The organism is Treponema bryantii, assembly GCF_900113965.1.
GTDB lineage: Bacteria > Spirochaetota > Spirochaetia > Treponematales > Treponemataceae > Treponema_D > Treponema_D bryantii_A.
This window is the reverse complement of sequence record NZ_FORI01000003.1, coordinates 153,867-173,039: the sequence shown is the minus strand read 5'-3', so window position 1 is coordinate 173,039 and position 19,173 is coordinate 153,867. Positions and strand designations below refer to the sequence as shown.

Sequence of the window (19,173 nt, the reverse complement as noted above, 5' to 3'; positions counted from 1 at the left end):
TTATTATACCATATAAGTAACTAAAAGTAGAAATTTTTAAATCTTCTTCCCAGCTAAGATTTCTTTATAATCTACAAGATTTTTGCGAAGTAGTGTCGGGATATTCAGCTCGTAAGGACAGCGCTTAAGGCAGGCACCGCAGTCAACGCACTTTTCAACCTTCATCATTTCTTCCTGCCAGTGTGGAGTGAGCCAGGCTTCTGAAGGTGCGCGGCGAATCATCTGGCTCATACGGGCACACTGATTTATTGTGATGCCGACTGTACATGGCGAGCAATAACCACAGCCACGGCAGAATTCTCCGAGCAGTTCATCGCGGTCTTTTTTGATGAGAGCATCGAGTTCCGGAGTAAGTTCCGGCTCTTCGCGGAAAAAGTCCAGCCACTGTTCGAGTTCACTCATTCTCTGGATTCCCCAGATTGGAAGAACATCATACTGCAGCATAAAGGCCATACATGCTTTAGCGTTAGTGAGGAGTCCACCAGAGAGACCTTTCATTGCGATAAAGCCTACATTGTTCTGGCGGCATTTTTCAACAAGTGCGATATCCCGGTCAGTTGCAAGATAAGAGAATGGGAACTGCAGCGTCTCATAAAGTCCGCTCTCCGCGATTTCTTCTGCAATTCCGATTTTGTGAGCAGTTATTCCAATGTGGCGGATTTTCCCCTGAGCCTTTGCTTCCTGAAGAACTTCATAAAGACCAGTTCCGTCGCCAGGCTTATAGCATTGCTTTACGCAGTGCAGCTGGTAAATGTCAATATAATCAGTTTTCAGATTACGGAGCGAAGTCTCTAAATCAGCCTTAAGTTTTTCTGGAGTTTCAGCTGCAGACTTTGTTGCGATAAAAATCTCTTCGCGGTTGTGACTTTCGGCCCACTTAGAGCCTTTGCCGAATGCTTCGCCCATCTTTTCTTCACTATCGGAATAAGCACGTGCTGTATCAAAAAAAGTCATGCCGCCGTCGTAAGCTCTGTGCAAAATCTCAACGGCAGTTTCCATATTAACGCGCTGTACAGGAAGCGCTCCAAATGCATTTTGAGGAGTTGTAATACCTGTGGTTCCAAGAGTGATTGTTTTCATGGATGGTATTATAGCATAGGCGGGGAAAGTTTTATATACTAATTGCAAATGAAACAGCTTTTTACAATGGATTTAAAAAATTATGGTGCAGACTGGAAACGCTCGAGACGCGATTCTGCTCGTGCGATTATTCATGTTGGTGTTGATAAGCTCGCCCTCGTTTATGCAACAAAGCTCGGATACTACAAGTTTCCCGGTGGCGGTATTCATGAAGGGGAAGATAAGATTGCAGCTTTGGCTCGCGAAGTGCAGGAAGAAGTAGGGCTTGTTCTTGTGCCGGAGAGTGTGCGCGAGTATGGAGTCGCATCTCGATATCAGAAATCGGGACTTGCTGAAAACACAATATTTGTTCAGGATAATTTTTATTATGAGTGTGATGTGGAGCGAGACGCAAACGGAAATCTCAAAATCATCAGCCAGAATCTCGATGCCTACGAGGACGAAGCCGGTTTTGAACTTTGCATTGTTTCAATAAAAGACGCTGCTCTTGCAAACCGCCAGTACCACGATACAAACGATTTTAATATTGCAATGATTGCACGTGATGCCCGCGTACTCGAAATGATGGCAGGCATGAAGTCTGAACCATCACGCTGTATGGCAGAACTTTTGCTCGAAGAAGGAGTAAAGAAAAATCCAGGTCCGTGGCGCGAACACAGTTATGCAGTGGCCAGGGCGGCAGAAAAAATGGCACGGGCAGTAAACGAGAATTGTGGTGAAGAAAAAATGAATCCTGATCTGGCATACATTTATGGACTTCTTCATGACATTGGCCGTCAGGAAGGGCACACCTACATAGCACATGTTTACGACGGTTATCATTTTCTGATGTCCTTCGGCTACGAAAAAGCAGCCCTTATCTGCCTGACTCATTCCTTCAACCTGAAGACAACAGAAGACTATATTGGAAAAATCGATATTTCAGATAATCAGATGGAAGAAGTCAAACAGCTTCTAGCCGCCGCCGAATACGACGATTATGACCGCCTCATCCAGCTGCTCGATTCCACCTGCGGTGCCGACGGCACCCTTAATCTTGAACAGCGTATGGGTGATGTGAAAGCGCGGTACGGCTATTATCCACAAGGTAAGTGGAATAAAAACTTTGAACTCAAAGCTTACTTCGAAAAGTTAGCCGGCCGCGACTATTACGAAATCATTTCACCTCAGTAATCCGGATTGCAAAAGTATCATCGGCAATACAGATTTCGCCGGTGGCAATAACTTTGCCGGCTCGGATAATCAGAGAAGGATCACCGGCCCGCTGCTTGAGAGTGATGTAGGAGCCCTGGTGCAGAGCTGCAATTTCTTCTTTTTTCAAGGATGCGCTTCCTAGTTGAATCGAAATGTAATCTTTTTCGGTGTATTCAATTTCTGAAAGTTGGGGTGTCTCTGCAATTTCAATTCCAAAGCTTTCGTCTATACTAACTGTCTTTCCTGTGTGGATTACTCGGTTTTCATACACAACATCAAGACCATCATTTTCTTTTTTATCAAGAATCAGGATTTTACCAGGTTCAAGTTCCACATTTTCCGGACGGAAACGACCAAACTCAATAAAAATGTTGTCGGGCTCTTCCCGGCATTTGATGTTTTTTAGATTCTGGAATTTTATTTTACCCGGCATGTCCTCATTAAACCAGCCACTAAGAAACATATTTTCGATAAGAGTGTCACTGAATTGAATATTTATCCAGCCGGATTTATCGTCGGCCTTTCCTTTAAGGGCAAGTAAGAGCATCATTCTATGCTCCTCCTGCCGAGTCTGGTTAGGATTTGCAGACGCATTTACCTTTGCAAGCGAAAACTTTTCTTCTGGTAACTTTTTATCTGTTCTTAAAGCAATTTTCTGATTCATGACTTTGCATATAATTTTCAGAAAGTGTTCCTTAAAAACTTCAAGATCAAAATCAGTAATTGCCTCATGCTTAGAAAAATCCTGTTTCATCAGGGCTTTTGCGAGTTCAGGGTCAATTTCAATAGTGAAGCCGGCATTTGCAAAATCAAAATCATAGAAAAAGCATTTTTGTGGAATTGAATTAAGAAACTCAATATTTACCATCTGATCAACCATTTCAACGGAAAAATCACAGCGGCCGTTTAGAATGGCGGTAAATTCCTGATTTATAACTTTACAGATATCTTCTCCAAGAATGCCGAGTTCCCTCTGCATATAGCGGGGGTATCTGTCCGGCTGTCGAAAGTTGTAATCCTTAATTGTTTTTCCACTCACATCCTGACTCAAGGGAATCTCACCGTTCATAATATTTTCAACTTCGATCCCAAAGATTTCAGCAAGCTTCGGCAGAACAGTAACATCAGGGCAGCCTTCGCCGCGTTCCCATTTTGAAACTGCTTTATCTGTAACATTGCATTTTTCTGCAAGTTCCTTCTGAGTGAGTCCTTTGCGTGTTCTCATCTCATAAATCAATAATCCAGTTTTCTGTGCGTTCATAATAAATCTCCTGTACCGCGCAAGGCGGTTATTTGTCACTTCTGCCGGCATCTGACATTGTAATATTAGCACAGTATTTTCCCCTTGTAACCCGACGTGTAGTTTATCTGAGTAGAATTTTGAGTAGAGTTTAAAGAAATATTTTAAAATTTTTGGTATTCCGTAGAGTTTTTTTCGTGTTATAATGAACTTATGGAAAAAGTTGATGTCTTAAAATCCATTATAAATACCGATGGAATCATAATTCGTTGGCCCAAAAAGAAAGAAGAAAAACGTGCTGTTCTGGAGTATCTGATTACAAAATTTGAGCCCGGCAAAAAATACTCCGAACTTGAAGTAAATATGATTATCAAAAAGTGGCATTCTTTCTGTGACCATTCTCTTTTGCGTCGTGAGTTATATGATGCATTTCTTTTAGACCGCACTCCAGACTGTCACAAATACTGGGTACACGTAGAGGAAGAAAAATGAGATTAATATTCATCCGCCACGGCGATCCTGATTATGAACATGATGATTTAACTCCTAAAGGAAAACGCGAAGTTGAGCTTCTCACAAAACGTGTCTGCTCATGGAAAAATATTACGGCCTTTTATCAGTCTCCATTGGGTAGGGCAAAGGCTACTGCGGCTCCGACACTCGCAGCTCTTGGTCGTGAAGCAACTACCTGTGAATGGCTTCAGGAATTCAAATACAAAACCCGCATGACAAAAAATTATCCGAACAAAGAGTGGATTGGAAAAGATGTAATGTGCTGGGACCTTCTTCCGGAGTTTTATACCTCAGATAAAGACTTTTTTGATAAAGACCGCTGGGCCGACACAAAATTTATGAAGCCTGGAAAAATCAAAAAGTATTATAAAGAAGTTTGTGATGGCATTGATGGTATTCTTGCTCAGTACGGATATATCCGCAACAAAAAAGATTTTTATGATGTAAGCAATCCTGTCCCTAATCACAACTGGAGCGAACCGATAAACCGCTATCACTTAAAATCTGTAAAGGATGATTATCCTGAAGAAACAACGCTTGTTTTCTTCTGTCATCTCGGAGTTATGTTTACGATTATTGCACACCTTACCGGGCTTTCTCCAATGCAGCTCTGGCAGGGCTTTTATGTTGCTCCAACTTCAATTACAATTTTGAACAGTGAGGAGCGGCTTGCAGGGCAGGCGTGGTTCCGTGTTGAGCGTCTTGGCGATACAAATCATCTTACAAACGGTGGCGAGCCAATCAGTTCAAGCGGATATTTTGCAAACGTTCTGGATGAGACTGATTCGGGACTCTCGAAGTAGTTATTTATTTCCAGGGACGCTTATTGCCGCACCAGCCTTTTTCGTGCCAGTAATCAACATCAGCTTTATTCCAGCCGTTGCGTTCAAGTAAGTGCATCAAAAAGAAAAAGGCTTTTGTCTTAAAGCCCGGCTTTATCTTTCCGTCATTTCTTCTAATTGATTTTGCAACAGCATTTACTTTGCGTTCAATTTTCAGCTTGTTCTTTTCTGTAACACCTGCCCAGTTTACGGCTTTTACTGCAAATCCTATTTTGTAAGTTTTTGCAACTCCCCAGAAGAAGAGACTGTCTTCCATATCTTTTATAGTAGATTTCATGCCAGCCCCTGCCGCAGTTGAAACGCAGACTGCCTGCTTTTTGAACATTACTGCTTCAGGTCTGTGAGCCATCCACATATAACCGTAGTGGTCAAGAAAGGCCTTCATTGCACCGGTGGCATGATAAACATAAACTGGACTTGCAAGAATAATCAGATCTGCGTCTAAAAGCGAATTTGTGATTGGAGTGAGTGCCGCATAATGAGGACACTTTGCTTTATCTACACTGAAACACTGATTACAGCCCAGACAAAATGAGCCGAAATCTCGTGGTAAAAAATATTCTTTAATTTCTGAATTTTCTCCGCCAGCCTTTTCTGCAACTGCGCGGGCAATATGATATGTTGAACCTTTATGATTAACGCCGTTGATTAATACGATTTTCATAACTTCAGTTTAGTGATATACTCAAAAAATGAAAAGTCACATCTACATCACTCGTCACGGCGAATCTCAGTGGAACGTTGAATGCAAGGTTCAGGGAATCACTGATACGCCTCTTACATCAAAAGGAATTGAGCAGGCACACGAGCTTGCAAAGAAAATCAAAGAAAGCGGAATTAAGATTGATGAAATTCTTCATTCTCCATTAAGTCGTGCTGCTGACACTGCAAAAATTATTGCTGAAGAAAACGGGCTGCCACTTACTCTGGAACCACGTCTTGTTGAGCAGAACTTTGGCGAATATGAAGGTCACGAATGGAAAAAATATCCTGGAGTTTTCCACGAAGCTAAAAAACAGTTTGCCTGTGATTATAACGGTGGAGAGTCTATGCTTCGTCTTGGCCAGAGAATCTACAATCTGCTTGATGAACTCAAGGTTCGCAGTGAAAAAGAAAATAAAACTTTTCTTCTTGTTACACACGGTGGAATTGCCAGAATGATTCATTCATACTTCAATTCAGAAACCAATGAAGAGTTTAGTTCCACAAATACCGGGAACTGTGAAATTAAGGAATACGTTTTCTAACCGGTGGTTGAGCCTGCGGTCCCTGAGACTGGTCGAAGGGTCGAAACCACATTTGTGCAGGAGTACGTAGCGGTAGAGGGCTGGCTCAAAGCCTAAGGAGAGAATATGAAAATTGAATACAGACGACTTACAGAAAAGGATCTGGAAACTTTTATCGAAATAAGAATCGGTCAGCTTCGCGAAGAAGGTGCAAAAGAAGATTTTGATTTGCGCCCGAATCTGATGGATTACTATAAGCGTCACATGACTGACGGAACCTTTGTTTCCTGGCTTGCCGTAGATTCAGATGCTGATGGAAAAATCATCGGGACAAGCGGAATGTCCTTTGTTGAAAAGCCACCGTATTTCAGCTGCCCGAGCGGCCGCATCGGACTTCTTTCAAGTATGTTTACCGATCCTAATTACCGTCGCCTCGGAATTGCCCGCGAGCTCCTCGGCCATGTTGTTGCGGACGCAAAAGCTTACGGCTGTGGCTGTGTTCAGATTACTGCTTCCGATATGGGCGTACTTCTTTACACAAACTTTGGCTTTGTAAAAAACGGCAACTTCATGCAGTATACTTTCAGATAGGAGTTAAATTAATTTCTACCGGCCGCTTTTTCCAGGAGCTCAATCAATTCTGCATAATTCTTCCTTACAGCTTTTCTGTGTGCATCCTGAATAAATTCAAGTTCGTTACGGAAAAGTCTGTCCTTTGCAGAAACCGGCATGTACTGAATGCTGGTTCTTGTGTAGTAGTGTTCAATACAGCCCTTTGGAAGAATATAGATTCTCGCCGCTTCAGCCGCAGCAAGAATAAAGGTGGCCAGGTTCTTTATAAGTGGAATTGTTTCTGCAACCTCACGAGGTAAACATTCTGCAATTTCATCACTTACATTATTGATTCCCTGCAAAAGAACAGTTTTATAAGTATCCACGCTTTCTGCGTTTTCATGCTTTTCCCGCAGTACACAAAGTTTTTCCATAAGAGGCTGCAGTTTTGCAGGAATCTTATTGTTCTCGAAATATTTATTAAGCTCCTGCGAAATCTTAATCAGATATCTTTCAAGTCTGAAAATCAGTTTACTTAAGTTGATTTCCTGTTCCAGTTCTTTTTTTGAAAAGATTGAGCTGTAAAAATCAGCCTGCCTTTCCTTCTGTTTTTCAAGCCAGCCGATAACCCGTTCATCTTCATTTGCAACATCACGAAGCTTACCGGAAAAAAGTGAATCTAAGTCTGTAATAATTCGGCCGTTGGTTCCAAGCAGCGAGCACACCTTACAGAAAACTCCAAGCTCGTCCTTACCGCCAACATCAATAATTCCCGTGCCCGCAGCACTGTACTCGTTTTCAATAAAAGTCAGAAGATAAGTGAACATCTGCTGATCGGTATAGCCTTCCACGAAAATCTGGTTATCAGAAAAAAAGAACTGCTTGTGGTAAGTATTAAAGCGTGGGAGGAATCTGCGGAACAGCGCATCATCTTCATCATTTAATTCTTCAATACTCGTTGGCGCCTTATTTACATGGCAAACGATAACTCCAGTTAATTCCTCAGGAGAGCGTAAATCAATATAAAAAGGGGAGTGAGAAATTAAAAAGAACATACGGCGCTGGCTGTGAGAAACTTCCTTTCGAATTTCATTCATAAAGAAAGTCTGAAACTGCGGGTGAAGGTGAAGTTCAGGTTCATCAATAAAAAGACAGTCGTCGCCGGTTGTATCATAAAGATTTACCAGAAGCGAAATGATTTCCCTAAGTCCGTGACACTCCGCGTCTTCAAGCATGTATTCAACATTCCAGGCCTTGTTTTCTACAATCGGAATCAAAGTGCCATCAATATCTTCTATAAATGTGATTGATTTTCCAAACATGCTGGAAAGAACTTTTTCAATTTTCAGCCTGATTTTTTCATTATCTTTTAGAGTCAGAATCTGATCGCTATAATTTCTGTCTGATTTAAGGAATTTAACGGAATATCCGGCTGCTTCAAACTGCTGTGCGATATTCTGTGCAAGAAGTGTTTTTCCGCTTCCGTTAGGGCCTACAATCAGATTAATCTGAGACCAGTTTGTTTTCTTAAAAACGGCCTTACCCCAGAGAAACGGAATTTTTACGCGAACAGTTAATTCCTGCATAAGTTAATTATAACATACCTTTTTATCGATTAAAATTTATTTCTTTACTGTAAAGCGGTTTTACATTAGACTTAGGGGCAGATTATGAATTCAAAATTAGTTTTTAATGTTCCCCCGCAGAAGTGGGAAGAATATCTTCCTCTTGGAAACGGCCGTCTTGGCTGTATGGTAAAGGCTCATCCGTGTAATGAGGTAATTCAGCTAAATGAAGAAGGCATCTGGTCTGGAGGTCCTCAGGACAGAACGAATCCCGATGCTAAAAAAAATCTCGATAAAATCAGAACTCTTGTAAATGAAGGCCGTGTACTCGAAGCTCAGTCGCTTGGTTTTGAAGCCCTTAGCGGAAAAAGTTTTAATCAACGCGCCTATCAGACTGCCGGCGACTTTCATATAGATTTTTTCTCAAATAAAAACAATGGGCTTGCCTGTGGATGGCCGCTTCAGCATAAGGCAGATGAGAATGCAGTAAGCAGTTATAGAAGCGAGCTTTTTCTTGATATGGCATGCACTCTCGTTACTTATACTGATGATGAGGGCACAATTTTTACACGCCGTACCTGGATCAGCGCAGTAGATGATATGATTTTCATGCATGTTACAGCAAGCGCTCCGGGAAAAATCAATTACTGCGGTTACCTTGACCGCGGTATCTGGGTTGATAATGTAATTGCAGAAAATAATTGTACTTATATAGAAGATTCTCATGGAATTCCGTTCTGTGCAGGTGCTGGTGCTGTTGCCGAAGGCGGTGAATATGGTACCCGAGGTGCTTGCCTTTACGGAACAGGCTGTAATGAAGTTCTTTTCTTTATTGATATTCAGAGTCTCCGCTGGAATAAAAAATGGAATGATAAGCCTCTTAGTTCAAAGAAATATAAAAAACTGATTCGCAAAAATCTCTGGACTCCGGAATGCAAAAAAAATCTTGAAGAAATCAAAGAGCGCATTCAGAAGGTTGGCCTTGGTCCTGCCGCAGAAGATTTTTTTGCCTGGCATCTGGTGGAATGGAAAAATTACTGGGACCGCTGTGAAGTAGAAATTGGCACTTCGGCTCAGCTCAAAGATCACGAAGAAGTATCCACCCCAGAACTCTTAAAATCCGCCTCTCCATCAAACACCACTCTCGTAAATCAATATATAAACTTCTCCCGCTATCTTATGATCAGCGGAAGCCGTACTCCTGGCCTTCTGCCGCTTACTCTTCAGGGCCTCTGGAACGGACAGATTGAGCCGCCATGGCAGAGTAAATATACAATCAACATTAATGCACAGATGAATTATTGGCCTGTAAATATGACTGGCCTTAGCGAATGTGAACTTCCTCTGTTTGATTTACTGGAACGTGCCTATCCTAATGGTCGTCTGGTGGCGCAGAAAATGTACGGCTGCCGCGGTTATGTTCTGCATCATAATACTGATTTCTGGGGAGATGCGGCGCCACAGGATGCATGGATTCCCGCTACTTACTGGACTCTCGGTGCGGCCTGGCTTGCTACTCATATAATAGAACATTTTGAATACACTCAGGATAATGCCTTTCTTAAGAGATATTATTACCTTATGCATGAGGCGGCTCTCTTCTTTGTTGATTACCTTGTTGAGGATGGTGACTATCTAATTATCAATCCGAGCCTTTCTCCGGAAAATTCTTATGTTACTAAAACCGGAGAGATTGGTGCCTTTACAGCCGGCTGTGAAATGGACAATATGATTCTGGAGCATCTCTTTAAGGGCTGTAAAAAGGCGAGGGAAGCTCTTGGCGGAAAATGTTATGATAAAAAAGGTAAGGCTTATAGTGATGAAGATTTTGCTTCCTTTGATTATGTTCTGCTACATCTCAAAAAGCCGTCGCTTAATTCCGATGGCTCTCTGATGGAGTGGAACCGCGAAGTAGAAGAGGTTGAGCCTGGCCACCGTCACATCAGCCATCTCTACGGGCTTTATCCGGGCCATACAATTACACTTGAGAAAAATCCTGAACTTGCAGAAGCCTGCAAAAAGACTCTTAAAAAACGTCTTGAAAACGGCGGCGGTCATACCGGCTGGAGTCAGGCCTGGATTATAAACTTTTACGCCCAGCTTGCCATGGGAGACGAAGCACTTTCTTCTATTATAAAGCTCTTTCAGCATTCAACTCTGCCAAACCTGCTTGATAATCATCCGCCTTTCCAGATTGACGGAAACTTTGGTGCTCTTGCGGGAATTATCCGCCTGCTTGTTCAGAGTGAGTTTGATGATGAGGGAAATGTAAGGGTAAAACTTCTGCCTGCTCTTCCGTCTGAAGCAGCCTGGCAGAGCGGCCGGGTTCGCGGACTTGCAATTAAAGGCGGTTATACAATCGACTTTGAATGGAAGGAGGGTAAGCTTGTAAAACATACCCTCCATCCGGAAAATGGAAAAATTCCTTGCTTTATTGAATAAGGGCTTTGATTTCTTCCAGAGAAGGCATTACTTTGAGGGCGCCTTTTCTGGTGGTGATCAGGGCTGCGGCGGCATTTGCAAAATCAAGCATTTCTGTAAGATTTTCTTCTGTCAGATTTTCAAGCCCCTTCTCAAGTATGTAGTTTAGTACACTGCCAAAGAAAGTATCTCCTGCTCCAGTGGTTTCAATTGTCTTTACTTCCATATAGGCAGGGCGTTCTACTTTTATGTCTTTGTAATAAGCAGCACTTCCGCTCTTTCCCTTTGACAAAAGAATAAGAGGAATATTGTATTTTTCTTTTAAGAATTTTACACCTTCATCAAAATCTTCTAGACCGGTAAACCAGATAATTTCATTGTCAGAAATTTTCAGGACATCGCAATGAGTCATTCCGTAGTCAAAACATTCTTTTGCATCCTTAGGATTTTTCCAGAGAGGAGGGCGGAGGTTAGGATCAAAAGAAATAAGACACTTATTTTTTTCTGCAATTTCTACCGCATGCTCAGTTGCCTTTCTGACTTCCGGATCTGTCATTGAAAGAGTTCCGAAATGAAAGATTTTTGAGTCTGCAATAATCGACTCATTTACTTCTGAAGCGGTGAGGTTCATATCTGCGCCGGGATTACGGTAAAAAGAAAAGTCTCTGTCGCCATCTTCAAAGGTATGCACAAAGGCAAGTGTTGTATGCACATCCTTATCAAAAAGAAGATTATCTGTGTTGATGCCAAGTGAGTCTACAACCTGCTGCAAGTGATGACCAAGATAGTCATCTCCAACCTTACCAATGAAAGCAGTTTTCTTTCCAAGTTTTGTAAGAATGGCAAGAACATTGCATGGGGCTCCGCCCGGATTTGCTTCCATCATTATATTTCCCTGTCCGCTTTTTCCATTTTCTGTAAAATCAATAAGAAGCTCTCCCAAAGCGGTAACGTCAAATCTTTTCATTTTGAATCTCCTTGTAAATACCTTTTATATGATTACAGCAATTTTTAGAAATGTAAATCATATTTTGTAATATTTACTACTGCACTTCCGACAGAGTTGAATGAAATCGTTTTTGCAGACGGTTCGATGTAAAAAGTATTTGTCATAACCTGCTGTCCGTCATTTACAAAAACTTCTGCGCTGTAGGTGTCTAAGAGAATGCGGAGTTTTAATTCCTGAGAATCTGAAACCCGGCAAATGCTCTGGCTGCAAAGTGCATTTCTCATTTCTGTTTTGCTTCTGTCAAAAACGAGGGTATGACTATCTGCCTTATATTCAAGGGTGATTTTATATTCTTCTGACTGAGCAAGATTTATTGTAAAGCTGTTCAGGCTCTTGTTTTCTTTAGGACGAATTGTTAACTCCATATCGATAATGCGGCCGGTAAGATTTTCCGGTAAGAAATCCCCGTCTACAGTTACATCATTCAAAGTTGTACTTGCTGTTCTGTAAGACTCAATTTCTTTTACAGGCTTTTGAATAAGTTTTCCGTCTTTAAGTGAAAGTTCTCTTGGTGTACTCATCTGACCAAACCAGTTGCGGTTTCCTCTGTCGGTGAGATTACAGGTATCCCAGTTTTGCATCCAGCCTATAAGTATTGTTCTTCCGTCCGGAGCTTTTACTGTCTGACTTGCATAAAAATCTATACCTGAATCTACAGGTGCATCAAAGTCCGGAATGAATTTCTTCTGTTCTAAATCGAACTTACCGCAAAAATATGCAGTTCTGCTTCCGGCCATATATTTATCTTGCTGAGGCAGCATATTCTGAGGACTGATTAAAATAATGTCTTTGCCGTCAAGTTCAAAATAGTCAGGGCATTCCCACATTTTGCCAATATTGCCTTTGTTTTCAAGAAGTACACCTTCATAGCTCCATGAAAAAGCATCAGGACTGTGGAATAAAAGGATTGCACCATTGCCGTCATTTTTGCAGGATACTGAAATGCAGTAATATGAACCGTCTGCGGCTCTCCAGATTTTCGGATCGCGGAAGTGCTGGGAATTAAAGCCTTCCGGAAAAAGATTTTTTCCTATAACAGGGTTACCGGCGAATTTTTTGTAATTAATGCCGTCGCCTGTCGCAACGCACTGGAGCTGGGTATCTTTATCATTATTTTTTGTTACTCCAGTGTACATAAGCAGCTGCTGGCCGTCTGGAAGTTCAATGGAACTGCCTGAGAAAACACCAAATGAGTCATATTTGTTTTCCGGTGCAAGGGCGGCCGGTAAATATTCCCAGTGGAGTAAATCTTTGCTGACAGCGTGGCCCCAGTGCATGGAGTTCCAGCCTAATCCATAAGGATAATACTGATAAAAAAGATGGAATTGTCCCTTATAAAATGAAAAGCCGTTAGGGTCATTCATCCAGCCTATGTAAGGTGTAAAATGAAATGCAGGTCTATCTTTCAAATAAGAGTTATTATTTTCTGCTTCATATTTTCTAGCTCTTTTTAAGCTTGTTTTCATAAAAATCTGCCTCTTAAAAATCTTCTGTTTGTAATTCTTGAAGTAATTCTGTAAATTATTATTTTTTTATGCGCTGCTCTAAAGAAGTAAAAGCAACTGCATTATTTTCTGCAAATAAACTGATTTTGTTTCCGCTGACTCCATAAAGTCTTACACTAAGAGCCGCTTCTCCCTTTATATAAAAGATTCCCACTGAGCCTTCCTGAATGTAGGTAAAACTGTAATCTTTGCCTTTCTGTAAGTTTACTTCTGATTCTGCAATTAAAGTTGTACCTTCATTAAACAGAAGCTGTATTTTATTTTCAGAAGGCGAAATAGAAATCATCTTATTTTTATTCTGCCTTCCGTTATAATCAAAACTAAGTCCAAATGAGCCGCCTGCAGAAAAATTAAAATTTCCAGTCAGGCAAAAACTCTCATAGCAGTCAAACATCGGCTGATATGAATATAAGGCTCCGGCTCCAACTGTTGTATTTTTTTTGCCCAGAAGCTTTTGTTTATGAGTAAACTGCTGAACAATTGTTTCTACTGGTGCGAGAAGTAATTCTCCATTTTCTTTCTGGAGGATTTTTTGTACGGCAAGATTTCCCGCCCACGCAGAAACTTCCTGTGTAGAAGAAGGAGATTCAGAGCGGCGAAGCCAGCCGACCATGTAATAATTTTCACCGTCATCCACGTGTTTTGCAGCATAAAAGAGTTTTCCTTCCAGACGTTTTGCATTGCTGTAAGGCCCATAAGCTGTGTCAGAAACTGCATACCACAAAGTATCGTCCTGAGCAGAGTAGGTGAGGTAATATTTGTTACCAATCTTAAAAGTGTCGCTGCATTCAAGATTCCAGAATTTGTAAGAAGGATCTGTGAAAATAATTCCTTCGTAATTTATTTCTGTGAGATCTGTGGATAGTGAATATTTCAGGATTCTTGCTGCATTGTTTTTTGATGCAGTAACTGTAAGAATTATTTTATTGTCTTTTTCATCATAATAAGCCTGAGGATCTCTGAAGTCATTTTTCTGATTTAATTCAGAAGGGGGAGTAATGCTCCAGCCAGCCTTTTTTGTAAATGAAAAAGGAGTGTCACCCTCGGCAATCATAATCTTTTCTTTATAACCGGATACAGAAGAATCTGCGTGGCCGGTATAAAAGAAAAGATATTTATTATTTACTTTTACAAGAGAACCTGTTCCAATCCATGAATCCTGGCCGCCATTTCTGGAAGCCTCAAGAACAGGCTCTGGAAATTCTTTGTAGGAAAGGAAATCACTTGTGGTGGCAAGATAAACAGAATGATTGTAAGAATCTCCGCCGTCTTTAAGATAATAGATGTAATAAGTGCCGTCCTCATAGTAAGGCATTGTATCTCCCACATAAGGCTGGACATTTCCATCTTTTTCCGGCAAAAAGAAGCTGTTGTATTGGATGGCATTTTCTTTTGCACCAGGTGTCTTTAGACCTTCGAATTTATTTTCCTTTTTAGTGCAGCCTGAAAAAAGTACCATTGAGATTAAACAGCAGTAAATCATATTTCTGATTTTCATTTTTGCCTCCAAAGTGATTTTAATTTATTCTTTTGAATTACATTGTTTTCATCTGATAGATTTTCATATCAGTGATTTCAACTGTAACTTCGCCAAGATTTGCAGTTTGCTCTGAACCAAACTGGAAAAGCATTTCAAAGTTCATATCAGTTACAAATGTATCTTTTGTAGTGAAAGTGAAAGTCTGCTCTTGTGGAGTAAAGTCGATGCGCTCTGCAATTCGTGGATCCCAGCTGCCAAGAGGATTAAGGAAGAAACCGCAGGATACGTTCTTGTCTGCCTTTGCCTTAATTTCAACTGTGTAATAGCTGTCTGATTCCAGTACAAGAGGACTCTGACCGTAACCGTAAATCAACTTGTTGTGCCAGTCTGTAATTCCTCCCTGGTCAATTCTATAGAAGAGACTGCCGTTTTCATTCCAGATAGTACCGACACCACGGTCATTGTCTTCATCAGTTCCGTTGAAAGTTTCCCAGGCATTGTCCGAATTCTTTTCACCAGCCGCGCTACGCTTATAAGGATTGAATGCGTAAATTGTTTTTGTGATTTCTTTGTCACCTTCCAGAAGACCGAATTCTACATCATCAATTGTGATTGTGTTTGCAGAAACTCCGTCTGATGGATTTCCAATCTGGAAGCGGATTACAGGATCTTCAACATCTTTGTCCGCAGTAAATACGCCGCTTACAATAGTTTCTTCGTTTGCCTTAAGATTGAGTCCTGCAAAATTAACACGGCAGGCGTCATATTTAGAAGCACTTTCTACAAGACATTCTCCGCTTTGAGCCTTTTCTGATTTTGCCTTGAGAGAGTAATAGTATTTCTTGCCGTTTTCAATTTTTGTTTTTGCAAGAATAGTGTCTGCCTTAATGCTCCATACTCCGCCGTCTGCAGGATATTTTGCAATTGCAAAACGACCGGCTTTATTTTCAACAGAAGCTTTTGCGTCAGCTCCGTCTCCTGCGCTTACAGAAATTGAATCTGCTTTAGAAGATGAAAAGTCATTTGTAAAGAGAGGCTTTTTTGTTTCTTCGCCGGAGATTTCGTAGAACTCGATTTTGTCGATTGTTACGGTAAAGTTTTCCGGAGTTGTGTCCTTTGCGTTCTCTGGATTTGGTGTGATTTTTCCAAGATTAAAAAGGAGTTCTGCCTTTCCGTTTTTTACACCGGTAAAGTTCAGTTCAAGAGGAGAAACTTCTTTACCGATTCGAACGTTGAATGCTCCGCCAAAAGTTTCCCAGCCTGCGGCCTTTTCATTTCTTGCAAGGATGTGAGCATAAGTGTCTTTTGTAGATTTAGCCCAGATGCGAACTCTGTAATCTGCAGCCTTAAGTTCAATTCCAGATTTTACTAGCTGAATGTCTCCATCTCCGTTTCCAGGATTATTAATATCGAATACATAAGCACCCTTGGAAAGGCTTGCCTGTGCACCTGCGGCATCAGAGATTTTTGCATTCCAGCCCTGAGAATCAACTTTCAAAGCCTTACCAAAATCAAAAGCCTTGTAAACTACTGCATCACCAGTTTTCTTGCCTACAGTTAGGGTAGAGTAAGCTTCTACTGTGTTTCCATCGCTGTCTGTAACTGAGTAAACAAGTTCATAAGAGCCGGCGTTTTCAGCTGTAGTTTTTCCGTTCTTAAAAGAGAGTTTTGGAGTAGATTCAATCATGATTTTAGAAGTGAGATTTCCGTCTTCCTTATCAGAAGCAGTAATTCCTTCCATGGCATCAAACTCTATTCCAGCCTTTACTACGTTGTCTTTAGCTCCATTAATTACCGGAGCTGTATTTGTTTTTTTGCAGGCAGCGAGACTTAATGCTGCACCTGTAATCATTAATGAGGCACAAAGGCCTTTAATTTCCTTTTTCATTTTTAAAACTCCTTTTTACATTTTTACAAATCTGTCATAGGCAGCCTGATATACCTTTTGAACATCATTCAGATATACCTTGCCGGTTATTTCCTTCTGGAACTTGTTCCATTCATCATCAGAAACTCCACCTTTCATAAGCCATTTGATGAGGTTTGTTCTGATGTAGTCGTTAAGGTTTGTTTCATAAGTTCCCAGAACGTTCAGCTCTTCCATGTTGAACTGAAGGTTGGCGCATGGTTTTACTCCATCCGGAATAAAAGGCTTTGCGTGCTTCTGAAGACGGTCAAGTCTGAGCTTTGCGCGAGGTTCCATATTTACAACATTGTTCCAGGCATAATCAGAAAGATAGATGATTCCAAAAGGTGCATTCTGAAGTCTAAGTTCATCAGATGTCATGCCGGCAGGAATTGGCTTTTGAACAAGCATTCCTTTTTCATCTCTTTCTTCTTCATAAACGATTCCAATAGGGCCGTAGTTTATCTGTGCTGAAATTTCTGGATCGTAATAGCGGTCAAAGTAAGCAAGAAGAACTTCTACATTCGGACAGGTTGAGAAAATGATGACTTCACCAATGCCTGTTTCCGGATTATTAGAAACACAAACTGTCTGTGCTCCGTCAGGTCCTACAAGCGGATTCATTGTGATGTAATTTTCAGGTTTTGAAACAACAGTTTCACTTTCCCACCAGTAGAAGGCACCGTAGGTTTCAAGACCTTTTCCGTTTGCAAGAAAGTTATCCTGAGACTGTTCAAAAGAAACTTTATCAATAAGACCTCTGCTTACCCAGTCTGCAATAAAGTTTGTTGCCTGCTTAAAGCGTTCATCCATTACAGTGTAAGTAACTTTTCCGTCAACAATAATGCGGTGTTCAAGGTTATCATTCAAACCGAACATTCCATAAAGGTCGCACTGATTTCCCTGCCAGTTGTTATAAACAAAATTCAATGGACGTTCATCGTCAGTTTTGCCGTTGCCGTTCATATCATTATTTTTGAAGTAGGTGAGCAGGGCTTCCATCTGAGAGGCATTGAGTGTAAGGCCGTCTTTTACATCAGCTTCTTTTACACCTTTAAGAGCGCCATCTTTTATAGCCTTAACTGTCCATGCTTTATTAAGGAATAAAAGATTTGGATTCTGCAAAAGTCCCATCTCTTCAATTCGTGGAAGGGAATAGATTTTTCCGTCTTCTACATTTATAAGCTGATTTTTAATATCAGGTCTTGAATCAAGAATTGCCTTAAAATTAGGCATGTATTCAAGATAATCACTTATAGGAACAAGAACCTTTCGTTTTGCATATTTAATAATTTCTCCGGCACTCATACCGGCATGGTAGATTGCATCGGGTCTGTTGTTTGCATCGCCAAAAATAAGATTTTTCTGCTGAGTGTAAACAGATTCGGAAACATTTTCCCAGTTTACATTAACACCTGTACTTTCAAATAAATTCTGCATTACAAGCATGTCGTTGTAGTCCAGGGCAGACGCATTTTTTGAAGAATAAATATTAAATGATAATTCTTCAGCGCCTTTTTTATTCAGAATTGGTTTTGAAGTATCTTGCCACTGAAAACCATATTCAGAAACCAGTTTGTCAACACCAGAACTTTTTGCAGCTGATGTTCCCTTACTGCAGCCAACAGTTGTTAATACAGCAGCGGCTACCAGTGAAATAATCATAGATTTTTTAATCATATATATCCTCCTGTAGATATGCAAAATTAATTTCATAAAGTCCTTACCTTTCTATTCTTTTAATGAACCAATCATTACTCCCTGTTCAAAATATTTTTGAACAAACGGGTAGAGCATCAAAACCGGAATGCTGGAAACAATTACCGAAACATATTTAATCTGAGTTGCCAGACGATACTGTTCAAGAATTGTTTCTCCGCTTCCGCCAACTGTACTTTCAGTTGCAATGAGGATTTCCTTAAGAACCAGTTGAAGCGGATAAAGCTTTTCATTCTGAAGGAAAATCATTGCATTAAAGTAGCTGTTCCACTGGCCGATTGCATAATAAAGAGCCATAACAGCAATAATTGGTTTTGCCAGTGGAACGACAACAGTGATAAAGGTTCTGAAGTGTCCGGCACCATCAATTTTTGCAGCTTCAATCAGACTGTTTGGAATACTGGATTCAAAGAAGGTTTTAGTCATAAAGAGATTCCATACAGAAAGAACAGAAGGCAGAATAATTGCCCAGACTGTATTAACAAGATGAAGACCACTCATAACGTTGTAAAACGGAATCAAACCACCACCAAAAAACATCGGGATGATAAAGTAAACCATAAATGCTTTACGGAACATGAGGTTCTTGCGGCTAAGAGCCCAGCCTGCAGGAATTGTTACAAGAAGAGAAAGTACTACTGTAAGAATTGTATAAATAATTGTGTTTAAATATCCCTTCCATACATCTGACTTTTCAAGGATTTTGCTGAAACCAGAAAGTGTTATGTTTACAGGATATAAAAATACTTTTCCTGCAAGGACTGCATCTGGATCTGATATAGAAGCAATAATAATAAAGTAAAGAGGGTAGAGAACGATAAATGCAAGAAGCAGAAGAATAAAGGTGTTTATTGTATAAAAGAAGATATTGCTTCCTTTGTCGAATTTATAAAGATTTGATGTATTGTCTGCCATATTCAG

16 protein-coding genes are annotated in these 19,173 nt (G+C 40.6%); 6 read left to right on the top strand and 10 right to left on the bottom strand.

Annotated elements, in window-relative coordinates; all coding sequences use genetic code 11:
* Positions 1 to 36: 36 nt before the first annotated feature.
* Positions 37 to 1,080, bottom strand: coding sequence for an aldo/keto reductase (locus tag BM161_RS05420; protein WP_074930987.1), 1,044 nt, complete (start codon positions 1,078 to 1,080; stop codon positions 37 to 39).
* Between the two features lie 48 nt (positions 1,081 to 1,128).
* Here BM161_RS05420 and BM161_RS14460 point away from each other — a divergent pair, with 48 nt between their 5' ends.
* Entirely contained in the window at positions 1,129 to 2,253 is a 1,125-nt protein-coding gene (locus BM161_RS14460; RefSeq protein WP_218150241.1) for an HD domain-containing protein, read from the top strand.
* On the opposite strand, the gene BM161_RS05405 is transcribed toward BM161_RS14460, so the two are convergent.
* Complete coding sequence (locus tag BM161_RS05405) at positions 2,237 to 3,535, bottom strand: FliM/FliN family flagellar motor switch protein (RefSeq protein WP_074930986.1); 1,299 nt, start codon at positions 3,533 to 3,535, stop codon at positions 2,237 to 2,239. The two genes, BM161_RS14460 and BM161_RS05405, sit on opposite strands and share 17 nt — an antisense overlap.
* A 192-nt stretch (positions 3,536 to 3,727) precedes the next feature.
* On the opposite strand from BM161_RS05405, the gene BM161_RS05400 reads away from it, so the two are divergent.
* Positions 3,728 to 4,006 (top strand): DUF2087 domain-containing protein, encoded by a 279-nt coding sequence (locus BM161_RS05400; RefSeq protein ID WP_074930985.1) that lies wholly within the window; start codon positions 3,728 to 3,730, stop codon positions 4,004 to 4,006.
* Entirely contained in the window at positions 4,003 to 4,830 is an 828-nt protein-coding gene (locus BM161_RS05395) for a histidine phosphatase family protein (protein ID WP_074930984.1), read from the top strand. The genes BM161_RS05400 and BM161_RS05395 overlap by 4 nt, the downstream gene beginning before the upstream one ends.
* A gap of 4 nt (positions 4,831 to 4,834) precedes the next feature.
* On the opposite strand, the gene BM161_RS05390 is transcribed toward BM161_RS05395, so the two are convergent.
* Positions 4,835 to 5,533, bottom strand: coding sequence for a flavodoxin family protein (locus BM161_RS05390; RefSeq protein ID WP_074930983.1), 699 nt, complete (start codon positions 5,531 to 5,533; stop codon positions 4,835 to 4,837).
* 28 nt (positions 5,534 to 5,561) lie between these two features.
* Between BM161_RS05390 and BM161_RS05385 the strand changes: the two genes are divergently transcribed.
* Together BM161_RS05385 and BM161_RS05380 are read left to right on the top strand one after the other, a co-directional pair.
* Positions 5,562 to 6,116: a histidine phosphatase family protein gene (locus BM161_RS05385; RefSeq protein ID WP_074930982.1), complete on the top strand. Its 555-nt coding sequence runs from the start codon at positions 5,562 to 5,564 to the stop codon at positions 6,114 to 6,116.
* A 105-nt stretch (positions 6,117 to 6,221) separates the two neighbouring features.
* Complete coding sequence (locus BM161_RS05380) at positions 6,222 to 6,686, top strand: GNAT family N-acetyltransferase (protein WP_074930981.1); 465 nt, start codon at positions 6,222 to 6,224, stop codon at positions 6,684 to 6,686.
* 8 nt (positions 6,687 to 6,694) lie between these two features.
* Here the strand turns inward: BM161_RS05380 and BM161_RS05375 are convergent, their stop codons facing one another.
* The gene (locus tag BM161_RS05375) at positions 6,695 to 8,233 is read right to left on the bottom strand and encodes an ATP-dependent nuclease (RefSeq protein ID WP_074930980.1); all 1,539 of its coding nucleotides are present in this window, start codon (positions 8,231 to 8,233) and stop codon (positions 6,695 to 6,697) included.
* A gap of 84 nt (positions 8,234 to 8,317) precedes the next feature.
* Here BM161_RS05375 and BM161_RS05370 point away from each other — a divergent pair, with 84 nt between their 5' ends.
* The gene (locus BM161_RS05370) at positions 8,318 to 10,654 is read left to right on the top strand and encodes a glycoside hydrolase family 95 protein (RefSeq protein WP_074930979.1); all 2,337 of its coding nucleotides are present in this window, start codon (positions 8,318 to 8,320) and stop codon (positions 10,652 to 10,654) included.
* Here the strand turns inward: BM161_RS05370 and BM161_RS05365 are convergent.
* The 6 genes from BM161_RS05365 to BM161_RS05340 are packed head-to-tail and all read right to left on the bottom strand — an operon-like array spanning position 10,644 to position 19,167.
* Entirely contained in the window at positions 10,644 to 11,600 is a 957-nt protein-coding gene (locus BM161_RS05365; protein WP_074930978.1) for a carbohydrate kinase family protein, read from the bottom strand. The genes BM161_RS05370 and BM161_RS05365 overlap by 11 nt on opposite strands.
* 44 nt (positions 11,601 to 11,644) lie before the next feature.
* Positions 11,645 to 13,108 (bottom strand): glycoside hydrolase family 32 protein, encoded by a 1,464-nt coding sequence (locus BM161_RS05360; RefSeq protein ID WP_074930977.1) that lies wholly within the window; start codon positions 13,106 to 13,108, stop codon positions 11,645 to 11,647.
* 58 nt (positions 13,109 to 13,166) lie between these two features.
* Positions 13,167 to 14,645, bottom strand: coding sequence for a glycoside hydrolase family protein (locus BM161_RS05355; RefSeq protein WP_074930976.1), 1,479 nt, complete (start codon positions 14,643 to 14,645; stop codon positions 13,167 to 13,169).
* Positions 14,646 to 14,682: 37 nt separating this feature from the next.
* Positions 14,683 to 16,515 carry an immunoglobulin-like domain-containing protein gene (locus BM161_RS05350; RefSeq protein ID WP_074930975.1) on the bottom strand — a complete coding sequence of 611 codons (1,833 nt, stop codon included), beginning with the start codon at positions 16,513 to 16,515 and terminating at the stop codon, positions 14,683 to 14,685.
* Positions 16,516 to 16,530: 15 nt separating this feature from the next.
* A complete protein-coding gene (locus BM161_RS05345; protein ID WP_074930974.1) occupies positions 16,531 to 18,213 on the bottom strand; it encodes a type 2 periplasmic-binding domain-containing protein in 1,683 nt (560 codons plus the stop codon).
* A gap of 51 nt (positions 18,214 to 18,264) precedes the next feature.
* Positions 18,265 to 19,167 (bottom strand): carbohydrate ABC transporter permease, encoded by a 903-nt coding sequence (locus tag BM161_RS05340; protein ID WP_074930973.1) that lies wholly within the window; start codon positions 19,165 to 19,167, stop codon positions 18,265 to 18,267.
* Positions 19,168 to 19,173: the final 6 nt, after the last annotated feature.

Bases quoted from the DNA above. Each gene is read 5' to 3' on its own strand.
- BM161_RS05420 (WP_074930987.1), bottom strand. From the start codon at position 1,080: ATGAAAACAATCACTCTTGGAACCACAGGTATTACAACTCCTCAAAAT.
- BM161_RS14460 (WP_218150241.1), top strand. From the start codon at position 1,129: ATGAAACAGCTTTTTACAATGGATTTAAAAAATTATGGTGCAGACTGG.
- BM161_RS05405 (WP_074930986.1), bottom strand. From the start codon at position 3,535: ATGAACGCACAGAAAACTGGATTATTGATTTATGAGATGAGAACACGC.
- BM161_RS05400 (WP_074930985.1), top strand. From the start codon at position 3,728: ATGGAAAAAGTTGATGTCTTAAAATCCATTATAAATACCGATGGAATC.
- BM161_RS05395 (WP_074930984.1), top strand. From the start codon at position 4,003: ATGAGATTAATATTCATCCGCCACGGCGATCCTGATTATGAACATGAT.
- BM161_RS05390 (WP_074930983.1), bottom strand. From the start codon at position 5,533: ATGAAAATCGTATTAATCAACGGCGTTAATCATAAAGGTTCAACATAT.
- BM161_RS05385 (WP_074930982.1), top strand. From the start codon at position 5,562: ATGAAAAGTCACATCTACATCACTCGTCACGGCGAATCTCAGTGGAAC.
- BM161_RS05380 (WP_074930981.1), top strand. From the start codon at position 6,222: ATGAAAATTGAATACAGACGACTTACAGAAAAGGATCTGGAAACTTTT.
- BM161_RS05375 (WP_074930980.1), bottom strand. From the start codon at position 8,233: ATGCAGGAATTAACTGTTCGCGTAAAAATTCCGTTTCTCTGGGGTAAG.
- BM161_RS05370 (WP_074930979.1), top strand. From the start codon at position 8,318: ATGAATTCAAAATTAGTTTTTAATGTTCCCCCGCAGAAGTGGGAAGAA.
- BM161_RS05365 (WP_074930978.1), bottom strand. From the start codon at position 11,600: ATGAAAAGATTTGACGTTACCGCTTTGGGAGAGCTTCTTATTGATTTT.
- BM161_RS05360 (WP_074930977.1), bottom strand. From the start codon at position 13,108: ATGAAAACAAGCTTAAAAAGAGCTAGAAAATATGAAGCAGAAAATAAT.
- BM161_RS05355 (WP_074930976.1), bottom strand. From the start codon at position 14,645: ATGAAAATCAGAAATATGATTTACTGCTGTTTAATCTCAATGGTACTT.
- BM161_RS05350 (WP_074930975.1), bottom strand. From the start codon at position 16,515: ATGAAAAAGGAAATTAAAGGCCTTTGTGCCTCATTAATGATTACAGGT.
- BM161_RS05345 (WP_074930974.1), bottom strand. From the start codon at position 18,213: ATGATTAAAAAATCTATGATTATTTCACTGGTAGCCGCTGCTGTATTA.
- BM161_RS05340 (WP_074930973.1), bottom strand. From the start codon at position 19,167: ATGGCAGACAATACATCAAATCTTTATAAATTCGACAAAGGAAGCAAT.